Annotated in this window: 15 protein-coding genes and 1 pseudogene; 3 read left to right on the top strand and 13 right to left on the bottom strand. The window is 35.3% G+C overall.

Annotated elements, in window-relative coordinates; genetic code table 11:
* A complete protein-coding gene (locus tag FLACOL7796_RS07805) occupies window positions 1–1,659 on the bottom strand; it encodes a T9SS type A sorting domain-containing protein (RefSeq protein ID WP_173970249.1) in 1,659 nt (552 codons plus the stop codon).
* A 206-nt stretch (window positions 1,660–1,865) separates the two neighbouring features.
* Between FLACOL7796_RS07805 and FLACOL7796_RS07800 the strand changes: the two genes are divergently transcribed.
* Window positions 1,866–2,075 (top strand): type 1 periplasmic-binding domain-containing protein, encoded by a 210-nt coding sequence (locus FLACOL7796_RS07800; RefSeq protein ID WP_232067322.1) that lies wholly within the window; start codon window positions 1,866–1,868, stop codon window positions 2,073–2,075.
* A 123-nt stretch (window positions 2,076–2,198) separates the two neighbouring features.
* On the opposite strand, the pseudogene tnpA reads toward FLACOL7796_RS07800, so the two are convergent.
* The 4 genes and pseudogenes from tnpA to FLACOL7796_RS07780 all read right to left on the bottom strand — a co-directional run bounded on the left by tnpA (window position 2,199) and on the right by FLACOL7796_RS07780 (window position 5,529).
* Window positions 2,199–2,636: pseudogene (gene tnpA, locus FLACOL7796_RS07795) on the bottom strand (IS200/IS605 family transposase).
* A 244-nt stretch (window positions 2,637–2,880) separates the two neighbouring features.
* Window positions 2,881–3,504 (bottom strand): zeta toxin, encoded by a 624-nt coding sequence (locus tag FLACOL7796_RS07790; protein ID WP_173970248.1) that lies wholly within the window; start codon window positions 3,502–3,504, stop codon window positions 2,881–2,883.
* 316 nt (window positions 3,505–3,820) lie between these two features.
* Window positions 3,821–4,510 carry a LytR/AlgR family response regulator transcription factor gene (locus FLACOL7796_RS07785; protein WP_173970247.1) on the bottom strand — a complete coding sequence of 230 codons (690 nt, stop codon included), beginning with the start codon at window positions 4,508–4,510 and terminating at the stop codon, window positions 3,821–3,823.
* The gene (locus FLACOL7796_RS07780) at window positions 4,507–5,529 is read right to left on the bottom strand and encodes a sensor histidine kinase (protein ID WP_173970246.1); all 1,023 of its coding nucleotides are present in this window, start codon (window positions 5,527–5,529) and stop codon (window positions 4,507–4,509) included. The genes FLACOL7796_RS07785 and FLACOL7796_RS07780 overlap by 4 nt, the downstream gene beginning before the upstream one ends.
* A gap of 141 nt (window positions 5,530–5,670) precedes the next feature.
* Here FLACOL7796_RS07780 and FLACOL7796_RS07775 point away from each other — a divergent pair, with 141 nt between their 5' ends.
* Window positions 5,671–8,061 (top strand): TonB-dependent receptor domain-containing protein, encoded by a 2,391-nt coding sequence (locus FLACOL7796_RS07775; RefSeq protein WP_173970245.1) that lies wholly within the window; start codon window positions 5,671–5,673, stop codon window positions 8,059–8,061.
* 101 nt (window positions 8,062–8,162) lie between these two features.
* On the opposite strand, the gene FLACOL7796_RS07770 is transcribed toward FLACOL7796_RS07775, so the two are convergent.
* The 6 genes from FLACOL7796_RS07770 to FLACOL7796_RS07745 form a co-directional block, all read right to left on the bottom strand.
* Window positions 8,163–8,876: a DUF1266 domain-containing protein gene (locus tag FLACOL7796_RS07770; protein WP_173970244.1), complete on the bottom strand. Its 714-nt coding sequence runs from the start codon at window positions 8,874–8,876 to the stop codon at window positions 8,163–8,165.
* 6 nt (window positions 8,877–8,882) lie between these two features.
* Window positions 8,883–9,581 (bottom strand): hypothetical protein, encoded by a 699-nt coding sequence (locus tag FLACOL7796_RS07765; RefSeq protein WP_173970243.1) that lies wholly within the window; start codon window positions 9,579–9,581, stop codon window positions 8,883–8,885.
* A 14-nt stretch (window positions 9,582–9,595) separates the two neighbouring features.
* On the bottom strand, window positions 9,596–10,057 hold the full coding sequence (locus FLACOL7796_RS07760) for a hypothetical protein (RefSeq protein ID WP_173970242.1): 462 nt from the start codon (window positions 10,055–10,057) through the stop codon (window positions 9,596–9,598).
* A 280-nt stretch (window positions 10,058–10,337) separates the two neighbouring features.
* Complete coding sequence (locus FLACOL7796_RS07755; protein ID WP_173970241.1) at window positions 10,338–12,191, bottom strand: rhamnogalacturonan lyase; 1,854 nt, start codon at window positions 12,189–12,191, stop codon at window positions 10,338–10,340.
* Between the two features lie 303 nt (window positions 12,192–12,494).
* Window positions 12,495–14,621 carry a hypothetical protein gene (locus tag FLACOL7796_RS07750; protein ID WP_173970240.1) on the bottom strand — a complete coding sequence of 709 codons (2,127 nt, stop codon included), beginning with the start codon at window positions 14,619–14,621 and terminating at the stop codon, window positions 12,495–12,497.
* 107 nt (window positions 14,622–14,728) lie between these two features.
* Window positions 14,729–18,142: a DUF4450 domain-containing protein gene (locus FLACOL7796_RS07745; RefSeq protein ID WP_173970239.1), complete on the bottom strand. Its 3,414-nt coding sequence runs from the start codon at window positions 18,140–18,142 to the stop codon at window positions 14,729–14,731.
* Between the two features lie 227 nt (window positions 18,143–18,369).
* On the opposite strand from FLACOL7796_RS07745, the gene FLACOL7796_RS07740 reads away from it, so the two are divergent.
* Entirely contained in the window at window positions 18,370–19,878 is a 1,509-nt protein-coding gene (locus FLACOL7796_RS07740) for a rhamnogalacturonan acetylesterase (protein ID WP_173970238.1), read from the top strand.
* 109 nt (window positions 19,879–19,987) lie between these two features.
* Here the strand turns inward: FLACOL7796_RS07740 and FLACOL7796_RS07735 are convergent, their stop codons facing one another.
* Both FLACOL7796_RS07735 and FLACOL7796_RS07730 read right to left on the bottom strand, forming a co-directional pair.
* On the bottom strand, window positions 19,988–20,164 hold the full coding sequence (locus tag FLACOL7796_RS07735) for a histone H1 (RefSeq protein ID WP_055095391.1): 177 nt from the start codon (window positions 20,162–20,164) through the stop codon (window positions 19,988–19,990).
* 318 nt (window positions 20,165–20,482) lie between these two features.
* Window positions 20,483–21,811 carry a rhamnogalacturonidase gene (locus FLACOL7796_RS07730; RefSeq protein ID WP_173970237.1) on the bottom strand — a complete coding sequence of 443 codons (1,329 nt, stop codon included), beginning with the start codon at window positions 21,809–21,811 and terminating at the stop codon, window positions 20,483–20,485.
* Between the last annotated feature and the right edge of the window lie 144 nt (window positions 21,812–21,955).

The raw sequence follows: 21,955 nt of genomic DNA, 5'->3' as shown, positions 1-21,955 counted from the left end.
TTATTGTATTCTTTTTATCACTTTAACTGATTCGGTTTTTACATCGGTTTTGATCTTGATGATGTAAATTCCCTCTGAATATGTGCTTAAGTTTACCGGTACAGTTCTACTGGTAACAGCAAATTCTTGTAGAATTCTTCCTGTCATGTCAACCAAAGTGGCTGTGCCTTCTTTAAAATCATAACCGATAATTACATTGGTAAAAGTTGTTACAGGATTAGGAATAGCCTCAATACTGGATTTAACCTTCTCTACTTTTTCTTTGTCCTTTAGTTTTACTACCCAAAAGTCGTTACCACCAATACTTCCGTTTTTATCTTTTGATGCGCTTGAATTAGAGGTTCCTGCCATGAGATAACCACCATCACGGGTCTCTACTAATTTTCTAAGAATATCCTCTCCTGCGCTTCCTACTGTTTTGTTCCAGATTTCTTCGCCTTTCTCATCTATCTTTAAAGCGATATAGTCATTAATCCCGTCTTTTTCTTTATTGACCATGTTCATGGCTTTTCCAACGATACCTTCTCGCGGGCGTTTGTTTTCACTTTGTGCGTAACCACCTATTAGGTAAGTCTGATCTTTGTTTTCTACCAAAGAGGTCAAAATATCTACCTTTCCAAAATCATAGGTTTTACTCCATAGCACTCCCCCATCTCGATCTAATTTTAAAACCCAGTAATCTGTTCCGTTACTTACTATACCTCCCATGGTCGTAAGAGCATTTTTGCTGTTCGAATTTCCTCCTACAATATAACCTTCATCGCTAGTCTGATGAATTACGTAAGGCTGGTCATCTCCTTCTGCTCCGTAAGTATTTTGCCACTGAATTTCGCCAGTATCGTTTATTTTGATGATCCAAAAGTCTCCAATACCTTTATTACTTACTGTTTTATCACCTGAAATGGGAGAATTAGAATATCCGGCCAAAATGTATCCGTTATCTGTGGTTTGTTCCATACTTCTGAGTACATCAGCGTATTGGCCTCCGTAGGTTCTTTGCCATTCGATGTCTCCTTGTTTGTCTAGTTTTACGATCCAATAATCCATATTTCCTCTGCTTTTTTCAGATTTATTAAATAAATCAGCTTTAGTAGTGGTAATGGATTTTGCGTTTGGTTTGATTGAAATCACCGGAGGATTAGAACTTGAAGAGCCTCCGAGTATATAACCTCCGTCTTTAGTCTGAAAAGCACATAATAACTCATCCTGGCCTGAACCTCCAATGGTTCTTTGCCATTGTTCGCCGCCTGATGCATCCAATTTTACCACCCAAAAATCAGTAATTCCTTTACAGTCCTCTTTTTTCTGAAAGCCGGTACTGGAACTTGAAGTCCCTGCCAAAATAAAACCACCATCTCTGGTATTTTTAATACTTTGAAGTAAATCAAATCCGCTTCCGCCAATGTTTTTTTGCCAGTCCAGATCGCCCTTTTCATTCATTTTCCAGATCCAGAAATCCAGATCGCCCTGATTATCATCTGTTTTATTACCGGTTTTATTAGACAAAGAACTCCCGGCCAAAACAAAACCATAATCGGCAGTTGGCTGGGCATCAAAAAGATAATCGGCATGGGTTCCTCCATATGATTTTTCCCAAAGGATATCCTGGGAGTGGACAAATAATGGAAAAACAAATAGTAGTAGGTAAAGTTTTTTCATACGCAATGTAGATTTGAGCAATTTATTTTTTACTCACAAATCTAAACTACTGTAACTTCAGAATTTTACGGTTTCCCACATTCTGTTCTTTATTTAACAAAATCTGCTGTTTCAAGTATTTTATCTAATGCATCATCATTAATGATTTTTCTGTGTGGAGCGAGATATTTATTAAATGTAAACAAAAGACAGATCTGGTGAATTTAATGAAACAAATTCGAGGTGAAAAATTCACCCTTGGAAAAGATATTGGCGCAATCTCGTATAACGACACGCCTTTGAAGGAATTATTAGGAATAACGGTAATGTCTACCGATTTTAATGTCATGACAGAAACTGTTGCCCGAATGATTTTGAATAAAGAAAAAGGACAGGTTAAAGTTCCCTTTAATTTTATTGATCGAAACTCGATTTAATTTCTTTTGCTACGAATACGGTAAGGCGTAAAGTTTATGATTTGATATATATGCAACTAAACCACTCTGCACTGAAAGTGCAGAGGTTTGTTTTACGAGAGACTTTCAGTCCCTCTTTTTATTTCATTCGAGAATGAAATTTGAATTATCATCCCCTTCTTTCCTTCTGTGGTGTTCTAGGTAATCATTTACCATTTCATCAGTAATATTTCCTGTACTCCAAACCCCATAACCACTTGCCCAAAAATGCTAACCCCAATAGCGAGCTTGAAGTTCTGGAAATTCCATTTGTAATTTTCTTGATGTTCTTCCTTTCAATCTTTTTAAAATGGTACTGACATTCTGCTTTGGTGCATATTCTATGTGCATATGTACATGATCTGAACTCACAACTCCTTTTAAAATCTCAATTCCTTCCGCTTCACATATCTGTATCAATAGTTCGCGGCAACGCTTTTGAACATCTCCTTTCAAAACTTTAAATCTACACTTGGTAACCCAAACAACATGACATGTTAATCTGCTTACTGTATGAGAACCTTTTCTTATATCTGAACTCATAATCTAAAGATAAAGATTTTTTCGCATTACTAAAGTACTGCAATAAATTGCAGGGTTTTAAACCCGAAACTGAGACCAATAAAAAAAGCTCTCATTTCTGAGAGCCTTATGTTGTTTCTGGCAGCAATAATCTACAAGGAAGTTGGTTTTATTCTAACAATTTTACCGTCCTGCATAACAACCAGATCGCTATTATTTTTCTTTTTAAACTCAATTAATTTTTCAGAAACTTTATCCATTGCCTCTATAATTTTCTTCTGAGTCGGTGTCGTTGTTGTTGTTTTTTGTTCTCCCATGATTGGTCATTTTTGAGTTTATCGAACTTGATTTCATTTATAACTTCAATGTCATTGCCTAAAGTTTTTTGAGCTATTAATTCAGCTTTTACAGCTGTATTGTCAAAAATCAATGCCTCATTAACGATAGGCAAATATATATCAAATAAGTTAGCTATTCCGTTTTTATATCTGCGTTTAATAACATCGGTTTCAATATTGTGTCCGCCTTCCTGAACCCTCGTCTTGACCCTCTCGATTGCCAGGTCAACACTGTCGAGCCAAAAAAATAAAAGAACCACTTTATAGCCTTTTTCCTGAGCCGCAATCACTTTCTGCTTATAGCTTTTTGTGGCCAAAGTCGTTTCAAAGGCGAAAACTTCATTACTAGCTAATAATTCATTAATTCTGTGGAGCATTATTCTACCCGATTCAAAGGCAACTTTTTCAGGCTGGAAAGGCGAAAGTCCTTTAGCAATTTCGTCTGCATTTACAAACTCCTTACAGTTTAGTATTTCGGGAAGTATTGTAAATGAGGCTGTAGTCTTGCCAGCACCATTACAGCCTGAAATTATGTACAGATTTTTATCCATCCTTACAAAGATAACAAATTACACTTTTAGTTTATTAAATGTTGGCAAACAAATAAAGTATAATTTTTATAAATCTCATCTCACTTTATTCTTAAATTATGGAAAACCGTAAAAGCAACATTACTTTAAAGCCGAAATTTACCATCCTTAAATACAGTCTATTGCATATATAATTTTTCTCTTTAATTATTTTATATTTTTACGTTAAAGCTCCGTTAATTACTAATTTGCAACAAGTTGACTGAAAATTCACAACTTTTCGTCGTCTTAAACCAATCCATATTCCTCCAAAGCTTTTTTTAATAAATATAACTAATTAACTCAACCAATCACTAACCAACTTTCTATAAGTTTCCCCAATTGGTAATTGTTCCCCGCTTGTCAATTGTATTTGGTTCCCTTCGATAATTTTTATTTTATTTTTTGGAATAATAAACGAACGATGAATACGCACAAATTGATTGATGGGAAGTTTTTCCAGAATATCTTTCATATTTTCTAAAACCATCACTTTTTCGCCTTTTGTATGAATTCGGATATAGTCTTTTAGTCCTTCGATATAAAGAATATTTTCTGTGGCAATTTTATGGTGTTTTCTGTCGGCTTTTACAAATAGAAAATCTTCGGTTTGATGGTTTTGGAAGGTTTCCTGCCAGCGGATAAATTTCTCGACGCTTTGATAGAAACGGTTAAAAACGATTGGTTTGAGCAAATAATCAATAACATGAAACTGAAAAACATCTAAAGCATAATCCGGATAAGCAGATGTAATGATGAAATTATGTTTTTGATTGAACATTTGCATTAGCTCAAGCCCGGTTAATTGTGGCATTTGAATGTCGATAAAAACCAAATCAACTACTTCGGTATTAAGGATTTCTATTGCTTTAAAAACATCTGAATCTGCGTATAAAACATTTAATCTTGGCACTTTTGATGCATAATCTGCCATTAGTTTTACAGCAAAGGGTTCGTCATCTAATATGATACAATTTATTTTTTTCATTTTAAATCTATTTCAAGTTCAGCCGTAAACTGGTTATTTTGATTCGTTAATTTTATTTGATGTTTTTGCGGATAATGAATTTCTAATCTCTTTTTTAAATTATCCAGTCCAATGCCTCCCAGTTTATCTTTCTTTTGTACAGCGATGTCATTTATAACCTTAAAATTAAGTTTTTTATCTTCTAATTTTAAAGCAATTACAATGGGTTTTACATTAGAGGTTATACCATGTTTTAAAGCATTTTCGACTAATGGCGATAAAATATAAGGCGGAATCTCTTCAGAAAGATTTTCTGTTTCGACTTTAAAATCAATACAAGTACTTTCCTGATGTCTTAATTGTTCGAGCTCGATATAGGCTTTTATATAATCGATTTCATCTGTTAGTTTAATCTTTTCTTTTTGAGATTCGTAGGTGGTAAAACGCATGATCTGACTTAACTTTTCAATTGCTGTCAAAGATTTATCCGACTCAAAATAAACCATCGAATAGATGTTGTTTAATGTATTAAAAATAAAATGCGGGTTAATTTGTGCTTTCAGAAATTTGATTTCGGTATTCTTATTCTCTTCCAGAATAATCTGATTGTATTCTAATAAACGAATAAAATAAATTACAAACCAAAGCAGCGAACTCAAAATAATAGACATGCTGCTGTAATGCAGATTATCCTCCATATAGCTAAAAAAAGTTGGGTTGTTGTAATTTATTTTATCGAATACTATTTTGGTTATCACTTGCTCAAAAAGCCATCTTAAAAAAGTAAAAAAGAAATACGAAACTAAAACTCCTGCAAAAAATCTTTTCCATTGAAAGGATTTGAAAACCAGTTTCATCACAACAAAATAATGAAAGTAAAAGGTTAATACAAATACAATCATATAGGTCGAAAGAAATAAATCAGGCAGATAATTTTTGGCTAAAACGAGATTTTTAACAAATGTAAAATACCCCATTAAAAACCAGTATATAATGTGAATGAGTACTTCTACCCTTTTTGATAATGTTCCTTTATACATGCTTTTGTATTTTTTTTCAAAGATATACATTCATAAAAAAGTGCAAAGCCGGGTTTGTAGATTAATCACGGGGGTTTGTCGATAAAAGTAGTTTTTGGGATTTTTTCAGCACAGTTTTGCACTGTAATTAAATCAAAAACCATGAAAAAAATTAGCCTTTTACTACTTGTACTTTTATATCAAACGTATTCTTTTGGTCAACAATACGAACTTAAAGGAAAAGTTAACAACCAAAATAAACAAGCTGTCGAATTTGTAATCAGCAGTTTATTAAACCATCAGAAAAAATTAATCACGCAGGCGACGACCGATAGTTTGGGAAGTTTTTCTATAAAGGCCGAAAAAGGTAATTATCGTTTGATACTGGAGCAATTTGGAACAGAATATCTCAACAAAGAGATTGCACTGAACCAAAATATTGATCTTGGAGTAATCGAAATTAAGGAATCGGTACAACTTGAAGGCGTGACTTTAAAAACAAGAAAAAAACTGATCGAGCAAAAGGTGGACCGACTTGTTTTTAATGTCGAAAATTCGGTAACGGCAACTGGCGGAACCGCTTTAGATGCGCTAAAAGCAACACCAACGGTTAGGGTTCAGAATGAGATTATTTCCATTGTGGGCAAAGGTGAAATTTTGGTTATGATTGATGATCGTTTGCAAAGAATGCCTCAGGAGGATTTGGCGGCCTTTCTTAAATCAATTCCCTCAGATAATATCAAAAGTATCGAAGTCATTACAACTCCTCCTGCAAAATATGATTCTGAAGGCAATAGCGGACTTATTAATATTAAATTGAAAACGGCCAAAACGAATTCCTGGAATGCCAATATTGGAACTTCATACACTCAAAAAACATACGCAGGCGGAAATGCGAATGGATTATTTACCTACAATCATGATAATCTTTCTGTTGAAGCTTCTGTTAGTAAAGGAAAACAAACCTTATTAACGAATTCTCAAAGTAATATTTTTTATAAAGATGAAACCTGGAAACAGGAAGTAAAAAACAAATCGATTGCTGATATATTGAGCGTAGGTTTAGGTTTTGATTATAAACTAACCAGTAAATGGACTACAGGGGTTAAATATCTTGGTAGTTTTACAGATAAAACAGCATCAAATAGTCCGTTTACCACCCGATACAATAACGAAAACGGAATGATCGATTCGTATATTGCTTCGAATGTTAATGCAGAAAATAACCCAAAAATGAATGCTGTGAACTTTCATAATACTTTTGTATTAGACACTTTAGGAAAAAACATTGCCGTCGATTTGGATTATTTTGATTACAATAAAAACGATTATCGTTTCTTTTCAGGAAATGAATTAGACGCTAATAAAAATACTATCCCTAACAGCTTCTTTTCTTCTACCAATTCTAACATGAATACCATCAAAAATTACTCGGCCAATATTGATGTTACTTTACCTTACGACTGGGCCAATATTAGTTTTGGAGCAAAAGCTTTTCATAATAATACTGATAATAATCTGGTTGTATACGACAACGAAACAGGAACTCCGGTTTTTAATACCAATCAGTCGAATGTTTTTAATTATAAAGAATACAATCAGGCTTTGTACTTTTCGGGAAGCAAAAAAATAAATGCCAAATGGGAAACTCAGATTGGTTTACGAATGGAAGCGACTCAAACCAAAGGTTATTCTGAAAATCTCGATCAGACCAATACCAATAATTATGTGAAGTTTTTTCCAACGGCTTATGTGACTTATGTTCCTAACGAAAACAATTCTTTCTCGTTAAACTACAGCCGAAGAATACGCAGACCTGATTTTGAATATTTGAATCCTTTTGTAATTAAAACAAGTCCTTATTATTATTCTGAAGGAAATCCGTACTTAAAACCTTCATTGATTGATAATTTTGAATTTTCGTTTATCCGAAATCAAAAATGGGTGAACTCTGTTTATTTTTCTCAGGTTTCAGATTTCGGACAGGAATTATCTATCATCGATCCTGATACAAACGTAACCAGAAGTACGCCTATAAATTATGCCAATACGTATCAAATTGGACTTTCGACTTCTTATAATTTCAATAAATGGTCGTGGTGGAATAGCTTTACGGGATTTAATCTTAATTATCAAAATGTAAAATCAAAAACAGATTTTATTGCTTCTATTGATGGATATAACGGATACATTTACAGCAATAATGATTTTACAATCAACCAAAACAAAACCTTATTTATTGGTCTTAATTATGGTTTACAGCTTCCGGGACGTTACCAGATTTTTAATATTTCGACTTTGAATATTTTAGATATCTCGGTTAAATTATTGACATTGAAGAAAAACCTGTCTATTACCCTTCTTGGAGAGGATTTACTGAATGCACAAAAACCATTAATAAGCTATAGCTCTAACGGAATTAAAACTAACGTAAAAAGTTATAGTGATACAAGAGGTTTCAGAATTTCGCTGAGTTATAAATTTGGTAACCAAAGCATGAAATCTAAAGAAAGAAACTTTGGAAATGATGATGAAAGAAATAGAATAAACTAACATACCCCACAAAATAAAGAGTCGCAAAGCTATGTTGTAAACACTAGATTTTGCGACTCTTTTTTATTTTATTTCTTCTTAAAATATAAATGAATTTGCGTTTACAAATACTTTTTACTTTTTAAAGGGCTTTTTTCGTTATGAAGTAAATCATCTGCAATCTGAATCATGCCACTGTTGTTTGGTCCTCCCCACAGTGCTCTTCCAAAAATGTAACTAATGGTGTATTCCTGCCATGTGCTACAATACTTTTTTAGATCTGTAAATGATTTTCTAAGATATTCTTTCATTTCTGACTCTGAAAGATAACCCATCTCATAACAACAACGTGATACAAATGCTCCCCTGCCGTAATTCCAGGCAGCATCTTTTATCTTTTTTATTTGGGCGAAATCTTCAATGACATTTTCTTCTATAAGCTCAGGCACCACATTGTTTAGATTTCGATAAATATCTAAGTAGCCTCTAAAAATTTCGTCTTCAGCAGGAAGATTTGATTTTAATATAGTAACGTAATTGCTTTTATTTTCGAAAGCATCATAAACGAAATTTATGTATTTATCCTCGTTTCTATTTTGCAAATCCAAAAGTATTTCGATTGCCGTTTTCTTATCAAAAACGCTCCAATATTCTTCTAAAAGCTTTTTTATTGTGGTTTTACTGAGTCCGGTTTCGTACGAATTCAGATAAGCAGATTGCTGTTCGGCATACATCGAACTGACTAATAAATAGTCTAATTGCTGACCAACAACTACATTTTTATCGTTTAATCGTATACTTTTAAACGCATTGAAAATTTTTGAAAATAAATTCATTTGCCTTTATGATACTTGTAAGTTCGGGAATTTGTTTTGCAAAACTTTTACGAAGTTCTCTCCTACTACCTGATATTTTGCTCTTGTTAGTAATTGTTTGTTCAAGTTTAAAAGATCAGTTGGATCCGGTACATAATGCAATCTGTCGTGAATTTCAAGTGCTAAAGGATTTCCTTCTATATTAAATGTAATGATATGTGTTTTTGGTAAATACTCTTCAGAAGATTTTGAGTATAAGCCTAACTGTGATTTTAAAACACCTCCATATTCCAATTTTGCATCTTCAATACGGAAATTATCAAAAATAACATGCTCGTCTAATTCTCCTACAGCATCAGTGCTAAAAAAGTGCAAATCATTGTCACTCAATACCCAGAAACATTCCGTTTCTACTCGTTGAAGTTTTACGCCCACAGCAGAAAGTGCCACGTTTTTTAATCCGTCGCTTACTACTTCCTGAACTTTGTTTGCTTTTGTTTGAGGAACAGATGCAGACGTATAAGCATCAATTGATTTTCCTTTCATCCATTGTTTTAATTGCGAAAAATCTTGTTTTAAAACTTCTTCTTTATGAAGATCGTATTTGGTTCTTTCAAGGTCTAAATCAATTTCGTTTTTTGCGGCAGCATGTTTTTTATTCATGATTACCATAAAAATGATACCGGCAATTACTAGTACAACGGGAATTAAAAAAAGTGGATTCATAGTTTAATTATTTATTAAAGGTTAATTGGTTTCACGTCTTTCTTTTTGTCTTTTCCAAAAAAGCCATACAGAATCAAGCATAACACTAAAAACAGGATTATTTTTCCACCATATTGCGTATAAAATCCCAGCTTTAGCAGTTGCGCTTTGTCTAATTTGTTGGTGTTTATAATTTTTTCGAGCTGTTCATTTGACAACTCATAATAGCGGTCAGAATCTGGTTTTGTTAATACTAACTTTGGTTCCTGAGTAATCCATACAGGTATCCATGCTATGCTATATTCCTGATGTAATCTGCCAAGATCTAAATATGTATTTGATTCTTCTTTTGAAAGGTATTCGTTGATATCCGGAAGATAGGACACAATCTCAATTTTGTCGAATTTACCTATTGGTATTTTTGGTCTGGCTATAGCCAAATTGTAAGAGCAGAAAGTAATAATTGTTGTTAAGAAAAACTTCTTTATGTAGATCATCTTTTTGTCGCCTTAGTTTTATTTTGCTTTATTTATGGATTCATTTATAACTTATAACACAAAAAAAGTGATGCGTTATTACACCCAAAAAAGCTCAAAGCAAAAGCTTCTTTTAACAATTTTGCTCAAATATATTTAAATTTTCTTACAATAGACAATAAAAAAATTAGATTTTACATTTTAATAAAACATAAAATCTAATTTCTAAAATATTTATTCTGATGTGCTTTAAATGTTAAAATTATCGTTTAAAAAAATTAAGAACATTAAAAATTACGTTTTAATTACCCTTAAATTTAACCAGTACAATATTTGGTTTTGGTGCAGGTTTCATGCCAGCTCCCATATAAAAACTGGTATGTGGCGGCTGATTGTATCCCACATTTTGCCATGCTACGCTCAGCCTGTATTGCGGATCGTGCATCAAAGTATATTGCCTAATTTCCGTTGGAATTGTGGTCGAATAAATTCTTAATTCGGTATTATCTTCAGATCTCAGGATTAGTTCTTCGCGCCAGTCTCCTAAGATATCTGCAGAAAGTGCGGGTGTTGATTTTGTACCATTATTGGATGCCGCTCCTGTTGCAGTAAATAAGCGGCCTGCGTTGTATTTATCGATGTAATTAGAGTTTAAAAGTTCTCTGGAAGTATCTCCATCCCAATAAATTAAAAAATTGATCGAACTGGGCGCTTTTCCTATTTCATTTCCTTTCATATCATGCAAAAATGGAGATCCCGACCACCAGCATTGTGCGCCTTTTCGGGTTGGGTCAATATTGTCTGCAACCCCGCGACCTACATCTTCGTTGATAGAACCGGTAAATAAAACTTTTCCATCAGCCGCAGAAAACAAGGTAACGCCCGGACCTGTGGTTCCGTTTTCGATTTCATGAATTCCAAAAACTTCTAAGCCAGGAACATCAAGGTCAAGATCTGAAACATGCAGAGCGTCTCCGTGTCTAAAACCAGTAGTGTATAATCCTTTTCCGTTATCATCGACACACATCGATCCGTAGATGATTTCGTCTTTTCCGTCGTTATCGACATCTGCCACCGATAGTCCGTGATTTCCCATTCCGGAATACGGATTCTCAGCATCTTTGCTATCAAAAACCCATCTCGAGGTTAGATTTTTGTCTTTAAAATCCCAGGCGGCCAAAACGGTTCTTCCGTAATATCCACGACACATTACTACACTTGGATGAACGCCATCGAGATAAGCGATGCAAGCTGTAAAACGATCGATTCTGTTGCCTTTGCTGTCATTTCCTCCGCTGCCGCCATGTCCGCCCCAACCGGCAAGATCACCACGTTCGGCAATATAATCTACGGTGGTAATTAGTTTTCCGGTTCTTCCGTCAAAAACAGAGAGGTATTCAGGGCCTTTTAGAATTTTTCCTAAAATGGGAGAATTAGGGTCGCGCTCTACCCAGTCTTTTGAGGGATCTCCTACTACATTATTCTCGCTGTCGGTAGTGCCATCGGCAGTTTTGCATACAAATTCAGAGATGCCGTCACCGTCTAAATCGTACACCATAAATTGTGTATAATGTGCGCCTTCACGAATGTTTTTTCCCAGGTTTATTTGCCATAGAAATTTTCCGTCTAAGGTATACGCCTGAAATATGGGCGGATCTGTAATTCCACTATGGGAATTGTCATGCGCCTTTCCTGTCATGTGTACAATGAGATCGTATCTTCCGTCTCCGTCTAAATCGCCAACCGAAAGGTCATTGGGGATATATCCTTCAACTGGTTTTAATTTTATGGATAAATAGTCTTTGTCCGGACTTTCGGCAGGAAGGGTAAAACTGCCTTTTGCGTCACTTTCTTTTCCTTTAAGAACTGTTTTTACAAACCACGTATTTTCTTCCTGAATACTGGCTTTAGTATCTACAAAATTAGTTGCGCCCAAAATGGGTTTTTCGTTTAATTTGATGGCTTTTTTAGTACCGCTTTTTCGGTATAAATTAAAAGCCAAATTATCTGAGTCCGTGCCTAAAACTCTCCAGCCAATAAAAAACTGACCTTTGTCTTTTATAGCGATTACACCACGATCTAGATTTTCCATTTGCCTTTGGGCGAATGAAATTAAGCTTGATAAAAGAAATAATATTACAATTTTATTCTTCATAATTGGTAGATTTATGGTTATTTATTGCCCACGGATTAGGCGGGTTTTGGCTGGTTTGCACTGATTTTTTTTCTCGCGCAAAGTCGCGAAGTCGCAAAGTTTTAAATCAATTTTGTCATTTTGGACTAAAATATTATTATGAAAACGAATGTCCTAGCCCCAATAGTAGAGGAAATCCTTTTATTTTTTTCTTTAAAAAAATAAAAGATTGAAACGAATAGCGGGATTAGCTCCTAAAAATTATCATATAAATAAAAATCCGCGACAATCCGTTTAAACCTGTCTAATCCGTGGGTCATTCAATCAAAACATCTTTTTAAATCCTTCGCTTTGTACTTTCCAGGTTCCGTCTTTCGGGAAGCCAGGATTTTGTTCTGTGGTTCCGTCCCAACCGGCGCACATCATGGCAACAGCGGTTAGCAATCCTCCGTTTCCGGGAAGGTAAAGCGTAAGTCTTTCTGCCTGATAATTGTGTCCGTTTTTGAGATAAGTATTGGTGGTTACGTTCTTGAACAATGCGTCAATTGCTTTTTCGGGCATTTGCAAACGTGCCGCCGACATTGCCGTCATTGGGAAATCCCATCCCCAGGTTTTATCCCATGTCCAAGTGTTCCAAACCAAATCGAAAGTGTTTTTCATGATTTTTTTATCTAAAAGCGATGTTTCCGGAAGCATCCCAAAAGTGCCTAATACAGATGGATGATCGGTTTTAAATTCCGGATTAGTATACGAATCTTTGGCACTTTCTGTTGCCAGATATACCTGATCTAATATTGGCAAGGGCGATAATTTAGCCAAAACTTTTTCCCATTTTTCAGGTACTTTTTGGTTTAATTTCTTCTTCCAGGCGATGGCTGTTTTCAAGGCCCAGTTCCAATAGGCCAATTCATAAGTTGGATTAAAAGTTTCCATTGCTTTAAAACGTTCCTGCGCCGGAATAACGCCAGGCCCTAAAACATAACGATCTGTTTTACTGTCGTAATTGGCAAACGAAGCCATAAAATCAGCGGTTGCGAAAACACGTTCGCTATATAAATTTAAAGTCGCCGTGGTTGGTTTGGCGCGATATATTAGTTCGGCATAGGTAATAAAATGCGGCTGCTGCCAAATTAAAAATGATCCTACAGAAGACGGACTTTCGTTACCATCTGCATCTACCATTTTTTGCCATCTTGCGCCTTCAAAACCTTGTCTTTTGGCAATATTTTTGGCTTTATCAAAAACTTTTTGGTACCATGGTAAACTTTTCTCTAACAATTCCGGTCGGTTCCAAAGTGCGAAATGAACACCGTGCCACCAATGCATTTCAAGATGCGGTTTTCCGTACCAGCTGTTGTAGGTTAATCCGGTTTCCTGCGGCGGTACTTTTCCTGTGCATTGTACTTTGGTTAGATATTGCGACAAAATTACTCTTCGCTCTAATTCTTTGGCGCGAGGATCTGTACTTCCTGAAAAATCTACGGCTGCACCACTTTTCCATAATTGTTCCCAAGCCTTTATGCTGTTACTTTGAATATCTGTAAAAGAAGGATTCGCTATTTTTTTATTGGCTAAAGCAAAAAGACAACTTAATTCTAAAGTGTTTGTATTGGCTGCTTCAATCACAAAATAATGATCCGAAGTTTTCTTAATCTGAGCATTACCTTTCCAGCTTAAATTGACGTTGTACGAAATACTGTCCATTACGTGCGTGACAACGGCTTCGGTTTTTGACTTTTCTACGAGGGTACTTTTATAATCTTGTTTGCCTTCGTATTTGGTTCCCATATCGGCCCAATCTCCTGTTGGAAACGGAATTCGTAAACTAATTTTTAAACGTTTTTGCTGTAATAAATCAGACTTGACTTTTACGCCAATAGCATCTTTTTGCTGATGCGAAGCCGTAAGAACCGTTACCGGAATCCCTTCAACCTCAAAATAACTTTCGATTTCTCCTGTCCATAAATTCAATTTTTGGGCAATCGATTTAATGTCTTCGGGTTTTGCCTGGCTTCCGTCTTTCTTGGTGATTTCAAAACCTAAATTTCCTAATTGCAATAAATGCGGATTTTGGCGAAACCAATTTACGGCTTCCACTTTTCTCGCAGGTTCTTTGATCTGAACAGTATATGAAATATCTCGCCCGTATTGCTTGTAATCTCTCAGGGTTTCAGAGAATTTATAATTGTTGGTGTTTTTATAACTGTCCCAACCCCATTCTGACTGTGTTCCTAACGGGATTCCGTTTTGGTATTTTTTAGGAAAGGTTTGCAATCCCGTAGCATCAACAGTAAAAGCAAAAGCACCGTTACCAACCGTTAGCGAAGCCAAAGTATCGATAGCCGTAATTTGAACATTGTGTCTTGTTACCAATGCTTTCCGATCAATTTTTTGTTGGGCAAAAATAGAAATGGTAAACAGGAATGCAGTTATTAATTGATATTTTTTCATTTGGTTAGGTTTATAGTTTCAGATTTCAGATTTGCAATAACTTTGTCAAAGTTTTACTCCGACTTTCACATTTTCTAATTTTCTAATTGACTCATTATCTAATTGACTTATTCTCTAATTAAAGTCAAACTCATCAAACCAATCACCACATCATTGGCAATAGTTTTTAAAGTCATATTTTTTAATGTTTTGTTTTTATCTAATGGTAAATCCAGAATTGTTCCTGCGCCGCCATCAATGCCATAACCAGAGAATCCTTTTATGGTTTTGAAATCTTTGAAATCTCTTGTTATTTCTCCTGTTTTAAAATAAACTCTTGGTGGTTTTGGGGCATCAGTTGTAAAGGCCAAGCCATCGATAAAATAATCCTGCTCGATGGGCCACCAGTTTTCCGGATTTTTTAACGGTAGGATTTCCGATGTTCCGTCAGTGTAATTGATCGTGATTTCTCCGTTTGTAATTCGGCTTTGCATTGGATTTGTTGTTCCTGCGAGCATAAAATAGGCATGAGAAGCTTTTCCGTTTAATGGAATGGTTATGCTTTCAGGGAAATTATCCCACATGGATGTGAAGGCAATATTTTTTTGATTTTCATCAGAAGGCGTTTGAAACGGGATTCCGTTTGGCGTTGTAATCTGTCCGTTTGTTTTTGCTTTTTCGCGTAATCCTTTGTCATCTATTTTTACTGAAATATTGGGATAACACCAATTTCCAATTCCTTGTTTTGGCAATTGTAATGTTACTGTTTGCGGTCGTGGCGAGAGATATTCGTAATTGAAAATATCCACTACTTTGGAGTTAAAAAACGATGAAAGCGAGATTGTTTCTGCTCGTTTTGATTTATCCAATGGCAGATCCCAGTTTGTACTTTCTTTATTGAATTTATTTTGTTCTTTTACATTTACATGAATGGGTTTCCACCACGATAATTCGCCTTGTTTTAATTCTATAAAAAAGAGTTTATTGCCCAGCGAATTCACTTTTGCCTTGAGCGAATTTTCCGTTTTCGAAATTTCACTTAAAACCAATTGAGGATCGTATAGGGATATAATTTTAGCTTTAGAAGTTTTTAATTCTACTATTTCATTGACAGCATAATTTTCTTTTGACGGACTATTTTCTACCGAATCTCCTTTCCATTTAATGGTAATATCATAAAGGTTATTGTACGGAACTTCGATGCTTATTTTTGGATTTCCGATATTTTCCGGAACTGGTTTCCACAAAACTGATTTTCCGTTGACGATAATGCTTTCTACTGCTTCGTAAGACGAATTTAAAACCAGATTCAAATTCATTTTGGTCGAAAACTGATTCTTGATTTGATACTTTTCTTCTTTATTTTCTCTTTTAAAATCAATCGAAATATCCGGAATTGTTAAAGAAGCCTGATTCCATTTTTCAGGAAATCCGGGTTTGATGGTTAAAACTTCGGCCAAAGCATCGGGCTGAATTCCAAAAAGTCCTTCGACCAAAGTTCGCGAAGCCATACCAATCGGGTCAGCAAAATCGCGGTACAATTCGCCACGCATGGCATCCTGATACAAAAGCTGCTCGAAACCTCCTGGCGAAGCGCCTAAATACATACTTTCTACCAAAGCGCTTTCCCACATTGTAAAGGCTTTTTCTGATTGTCCGCCTTGCCAGAAAGCTAGTGAAGTATGCAATTGTTCGGCTAAAGCCACATTATTTGTCGACCATGTATAAGGCTGCCAATTAGTTGTACTAATCACATAAAGATCCTTTTTGTCTAATCCTTCTGCCGAAATTGGAATATGCGGAATCTGATTAGTAACATAATCCAGCATTTGATAACTCTCAAAAGGATTCGATAATTCTGAATCTATCGTGTGATAAATGCTCCATATTCCGGGTGTATCGTGCAATAATCGGTTTCCTAAAGCGTCTTTGTACTCGGCGAAAATCCCTTTATTTGGTACCCAAAGCTGGCTGTTTGTGGCTTTTAGAATTTTAGCAGCTTCCTTGGTAAACGGATTTTCATCTTGCTGAATTTTCTTTGCAATTTGAGCAACAGTTTTATTCGCATAATAATTATAGGCCGAAGAATGAATGACTCCACCTCCGCTATATTGCAAGGCATCACTGGCCCAAATTGACGCATAAGCATCGTACAATCCGTCTCCGTCGGGATCGAAATTTCTTTTTTCCCAATTTAAATGTCGCTGAATTGTTGGCCACATTTCTTTTATGAATGTTGTATCCCCCGTCCATTTAAAGTGTCGTAACATCTGATCTATAAAAACCAAATTCATATCATAATGATGCGCCACGTTATTCTTGTTTGGGCTTCGGCTAATATAGCCGCTGCTGAACATCGATGTTCCTATTTCTTCTTTCTGGCGCGCTAAATTTCTTTCTTCATCAAATACAATGGGGCCACTTTCAGGACTTGTTACCTGCGAATTGCTGTAACTGGTAAAATGCGTTTTTGCCCGATCGTGCCAACCCAAAGGATCTGCTGTATAAGCGCCGCGCCAGGCATTTAGATACATTCTCCACGCAATCGCGCCATGAAGATAAGCGGGACTTTCCCAGATTCCGTCAGCTGCTATCGAAAGTGCAGATCCCAATGTATTAATGTACGGATCGGGACTTGAAACCTTTACTCTATTGGCTAAGAGTTGCGTTTGCTGCACTGACTTTTCATACAATTGAGTGATGCTTTTTTGATTGTAATTTGTTTTTGAATCTTCTGCCAAAAACAACCAATAATCTCCTTTTTCTGATATCGTTTTTATTTTTCCTGTAAGGAGACTCAGCGATTCAGGATTTGAAGTATAAAGTTCTAATGGCTTATTTTGCGTTTTGGCATTGGCCAAACGGGTTACTGATTCCGGGAAAAATCCGGTTAGGTTTTTATTATTTCCTGTCTTTTGTTTGTTGCTTTCAGAGCCATATTCTAATAGAAATGATTGTTTTTTGATCGTGTATTTATTATTGATACAATAATCCGGCTGAAGGTAAAAAACCGATTCAGGATCAGCGCCGATATCGCCATCACGGCTAAACTTTTTTCCGGTTGCTCCGCCAAAAGCCCAAATTAAACTGGTGTTTTTTGATACGTTTTTACCGTACACTTTTACAATAAAACCTTCGCTTTCTTTTAAGGCTACAACATCTACAAATAATTTCCCGTTTCCTAAAATGGGATCTTCAATCGTATAATGCATCGTACCTAAAACGTAACGCGTATCAATTTTTGCTGTTTCGGTAATCCATTTGCTTTCATTTCCGTTTACAAGACCTAATTTAAAATTTCCTCCCATGCCCGGCATATACATTGCAAATTCAGGCAAATCGCCACTTTCTACTCGAAAGCCTGTATTAGAACCATATAATGCTCTGTTGAATTTTCTGGTTCCATTTTTTAAAACAAAACTATTTCCTTCCGGCGCGTAATGTATCTTGCGGGGAGTTTTATTTTCTTGTCCAAAAACGACGATAGAACACATTAAAAATAAAGCTGTCAGGGTTTGAATAGATTGTTTTTTAATTCTCATAGTGTTGTAAAAAATGAATTATCCTTAGATTCGGATGATATTAATTGCGTAATGCGGATGCAATTTCTTTGTTTTTTAGTGGTATAGTATCCTGTACCTACCTGATTTTTGCAATATAATAATTTATAATCCTATTGTATTTTAACATCATAGTACAGGATACTTTATAAAAACAGAACTGCTAGTTTTGAAATAACATCAAATTAACTATGTTACAATTTAACTATATGAAATCAATTAAATTACTTTCTTTTTTATCCCTGGCTTTTCTATTTTTCAATTTCACTTTAAAACAAGAAAATAAACCCACGCTTTTTATGGTAGGCGATTCGACTGTAAAAAATGGTAAAGGCGATGGTTCCGGCGGACTTTGGGGCTGGGGAGATTATATTGGACAGTTTTTAGATACAACAAAAATAAATATCGAAAATCACGCTTTAGGCGGTACAAGCAGCAGAACTTTTCAGGATAAAGGCTTGTGGATTGCTGTTTTAAATAAACTTAAAAAGGGAGATTATGTCCTGATTCAGTTTGGGCACAATGATGATGGCCCTTTAAATGATAGTCTTCGCGCACGCGGAACGATCAAAGGAATTGGAAACGAAACACAGGAAATTGATAATATACTGACTAAAAAACATGAAATCATTCACAGTTACGGCTGGTATATTCAGAAGGTAATTCGTGAAGCAAAATCAAAAGGAGCGATTCCTATTGTTTGTTCTCCCATTCCAAGAAACGACTGGAAAGAAGGAAAAGTGCCCCGCAATAACCAGTCGTATGGTTTATGGGCCAAACAAGTTGCCGATAAGGAGAAAGTGACTTTTATCGATTTGAATGATAAAATGGCCCTTGAAATGGAAAAACTGGGCGAGCAAAAGGTAACGGGAACTTACTTTTATAAAAAAGATCATACGCATACCTCGGCCAAGGGCGCTGTACTTTCTGCTTCTGTAATTATTAATCAATTAAAAGAAAGCAAAAATTCTTTAAAAAATTACATTTTAAAAGATCCCAAAATTGTGATTCCTGCCAAAAAGAAGGTTTATTTAATTGGCGATTCAACCATGGCCAACAATAACAGTGATCCAAATGCTGTAGGTTGGGGAGTCCCGTTTCCTGCGTATTGCGATACTACCAGAATTGAAGTCATTAATAAAGCCAGAGGCGGCAGAAGTACCAGAACTTTTGATCATGAAGGTCTTTGGGAGGAAGTTAAAAACAAGTTGCAACCGGGAGATTTTATACTAATTCAATTCGGGCATAACGATGCCGGAGCTATTGATAAAGAAAAATTTAGAGGCTCTCTCAAAGGAAGCGGCGATGAAACACAGGAAGTTATTCTTACAGATGGCTCTAAAGAAATCGTGCACACTTTTGGGTGGTACATGACTAAATTTATTCGCGAGGCTAAAGAAAAAGGCGCTATACCCATTGTTTTGAGCCAAACGCCACGAAATGAATGGCCAAATGATAAAGTAGAACGACGAAGCGATACATACGGAAAATGGTCTAAAGAGGCCGCCGATAAAGAAAAAGTGTTCTATATTGATTTAAATGAAGTTGTAGCCCTTAAATACGAGGCTTTGGGTAAGGAAAAGGTAAAAGCATTTTTCCCTAAAGATCACACGCATACTGGCGCAGAAGGTGCCAATTTTAATGCCTTATCAGTGGCGGAAAGCATTAAAAAATTAAAAGAATGCGGTCTTAAGGATTATATTGAGGTAAAATTATGAATTGTGAATCGTGAGATCTTCAAAATCTTTTTTTGTTGTAAACGATATTGCTTTAAATAAAAAAACCTCGTTTAATTGCTTAAACGAGGTTTTATTTTGAATAAAAATATTATTTTTTTGATTCTTCGATAGAAACTTTTCTAAACTCTTTTAAAAGTTTTTCAATTTCTAAAGTAGCTTTACGAGCTCTTGGTCCAGCAGCTTTAACACCTTTTTCTGTTAAAGATTCAGCTTCTGCTCTAAATGTGTCAATTTCGGCGTTGATTTTTACTAATAGATCTTTCATGCTTATAATTATTAAATTAAGCAGCAAAAATAAAAGTTTGATTGATAGTTACAACATATTTCACGTTAAAATTATCAGTGTTTTTCAGTCTTGGATTTAACATTAAATTTACCTCGCTTTTTTTCGTGAACCCCAGAAGAACCAAACAACTACTAATCAATCACTTATTTCTTCAACTATAAAAACAGCTGCTTATACAAGGTGCAAAAAACAGCTAAAAATAATTTGTCTTTTTTTGACTAAATCACAAAAAACGGTCTTAAATTTTAACTTTTCGCCGCTTATAAACCTGAGATTAACCGGGAATTTGAGGAAAAATTACTCAACCAACTGCTTATTCACGTAAACATCTGTAAAATTTACACCATTTATTATGCTTTTATCAATGCTTGTTTTTGTCGCCTGAATGTTTAAATTTTCAAATGAAAAATTAGATAAACGAACATTTGGATCATTTTCTACTCCATAAAAAGTATCACATTTTAAGTCTATATTTTTTAAAGTAATATGATCTCCATACGACAAGGGAACATCAGGACGTCCTTTTAAATCAAAAAATTGTTTCCAGGCAAAAACCGCCAGACACGTTTTGGCTTCTCCTTTAATATCTTCTACACGTATATATTCATATCGTTGTGGTGTATCAGGTCTCATTTTTAGCCATAATAATCGCGAAGCTCCATCAATTTTGCAATTGCGCATAATTACATTTCTATTGTGTATCGATTCGCTTCCGTTTGTTAGCGCCGAATGACAGAACCCAAAAGTGCAATCCTCTATAATAATATTGGCATTAGGACCGTTGTTTTTATCCTGATCTGCATACGGTCCTTTTCCACCTTTTAAAGCAATTGCATCATCATTAACCGAAAGGTAACAGCCTTTTACTAAAAAATTCGTGCAAATATCAATGTCGATTGCATCTGTACTTGGCGCTTTTGAAGTAAGATGAGGAGAAAAAATATACAGATCCAGCAATTTTACATTATTACATTTATAAAAATGGTTCGTCCAGAAACCTGAATTAATCAGTTTTACATCCTGAAGTTGCACATTATTTGATCCCCAAATAAAAACCAATCGAGGCCTTGATACTTCGAGATTTGTACATTTTGGATTTTCCTTGCGTCGCTCCCAGAAAGCATCCCAATACTTTTTCCCGTTTCCGTTAATGGTTCCTTTTCCTGAAATCGAAAAATTATCTACTCCGTACGCATTGACCAAAGCCGGAAAATAATCCAGATTTTGTCCTTCCATTCTGGATGGCATAATCGGGAAATCTGCAATATTATCAGATCCTTTCAGAACTCCGCCCTCTGAAAGGTATAAAGTCGTTTTGGGTTTAAAAAACAAAGCCCCGCTTAAAAAAACACCTTTGGGAATTATAATAACCCCTCCACCATTTGCTGCGGCTTTATCAATCACTTTCTGAATGGCGATGGTCTGAATTTTGGTACTATCCTTTGCTACTCCAAAATCTGTGATGGTGTATTTTTTGCCCAGATCTTTCAACTGAATCTTAGAATAATCCTTAAACCAGTTGGTAATTTCACTTCCGTCAGGAAATTTATCATTTGCATAATGCTGCGAAAAGGAAGTCTGCGAAAATCCAATGATACAGATTAAAATTCTAAAAATATTTTTCATTTTGGTTTTGTGTTAGTGTTAGTTATTTTTTTCAGGAGCTAGTCTCGTTTTCATAATAATCTTTTTGTGCAATCTTGTCAATCCTGACAAAGGAAGGACCACACTTGAAACGCCATAAAGAAAATCGTCAATCTTTGTCGAGTT

Origin of the sequence: Flavobacterium bizetiae (assembly GCF_902804475.1) — a bacterium.
GTDB classification, from domain to species: domain Bacteria; phylum Bacteroidota; class Bacteroidia; order Flavobacteriales; family Flavobacteriaceae; genus Flavobacterium; species Flavobacterium bizetiae.
The sequence above is the reverse complement of the archived record's forward strand: the minus strand, read 5'-3'. Positions and strand labels throughout refer to the sequence as shown.

Coding starts and splice junctions, on each gene's coding strand:
- FLACOL7796_RS07755 (WP_173970241.1), bottom strand. CDS start 12,191: ATGAAGAATAAAATTGTAATATTATTTCTTTTATCAAGCTTAATTTCA.
- FLACOL7796_RS07750 (WP_173970240.1), bottom strand. CDS start 14,621: ATGAAAAAATATCAATTAATAACTGCATTCCTGTTTACCATTTCTATT.
- FLACOL7796_RS07760 (WP_173970242.1), bottom strand. CDS start 10,057: ATGATCTACATAAAGAAGTTTTTCTTAACAACAATTATTACTTTCTGC.
- FLACOL7796_RS07765 (WP_173970243.1), bottom strand. CDS start 9,581: ATGAATCCACTTTTTTTAATTCCCGTTGTACTAGTAATTGCCGGTATC.
- FLACOL7796_RS07730 (WP_173970237.1), bottom strand. CDS start 21,811: ATGAAAAATATTTTTAGAATTTTAATCTGTATCATTGGATTTTCGCAG.
- FLACOL7796_RS07800 (WP_232067322.1), top strand. CDS start 1,866: ATGAAACAAATTCGAGGTGAAAAATTCACCCTTGGAAAAGATATTGGC.
- FLACOL7796_RS07735 (WP_055095391.1), bottom strand. CDS start 20,164: ATGAAAGATCTATTAGTAAAAATCAACGCCGAAATTGACACATTTAGA.
- FLACOL7796_RS07745 (WP_173970239.1), bottom strand. CDS start 18,142: ATGAGAATTAAAAAACAATCTATTCAAACCCTGACAGCTTTATTTTTA.
- FLACOL7796_RS07740 (WP_173970238.1), top strand. CDS start 18,370: ATGAAATCAATTAAATTACTTTCTTTTTTATCCCTGGCTTTTCTATTT.
- FLACOL7796_RS07770 (WP_173970244.1), bottom strand. CDS start 8,876: ATGAATTTATTTTCAAAAATTTTCAATGCGTTTAAAAGTATACGATTA.
- FLACOL7796_RS07780 (WP_173970246.1), bottom strand. CDS start 5,529: ATGTATAAAGGAACATTATCAAAAAGGGTAGAAGTACTCATTCACATT.
- FLACOL7796_RS07775 (WP_173970245.1), top strand. CDS start 5,671: ATGAAAAAAATTAGCCTTTTACTACTTGTACTTTTATATCAAACGTAT.
- FLACOL7796_RS07805 (WP_173970249.1), bottom strand. CDS start 1,659: ATGAAAAAACTTTACCTACTACTATTTGTTTTTCCATTATTTGTCCAC.
- FLACOL7796_RS07785 (WP_173970247.1), bottom strand. CDS start 4,510: ATGAAAAAAATAAATTGTATCATATTAGATGACGAACCCTTTGCTGTA.
- FLACOL7796_RS07790 (WP_173970248.1), bottom strand. CDS start 3,504: ATGGATAAAAATCTGTACATAATTTCAGGCTGTAATGGTGCTGGCAAG.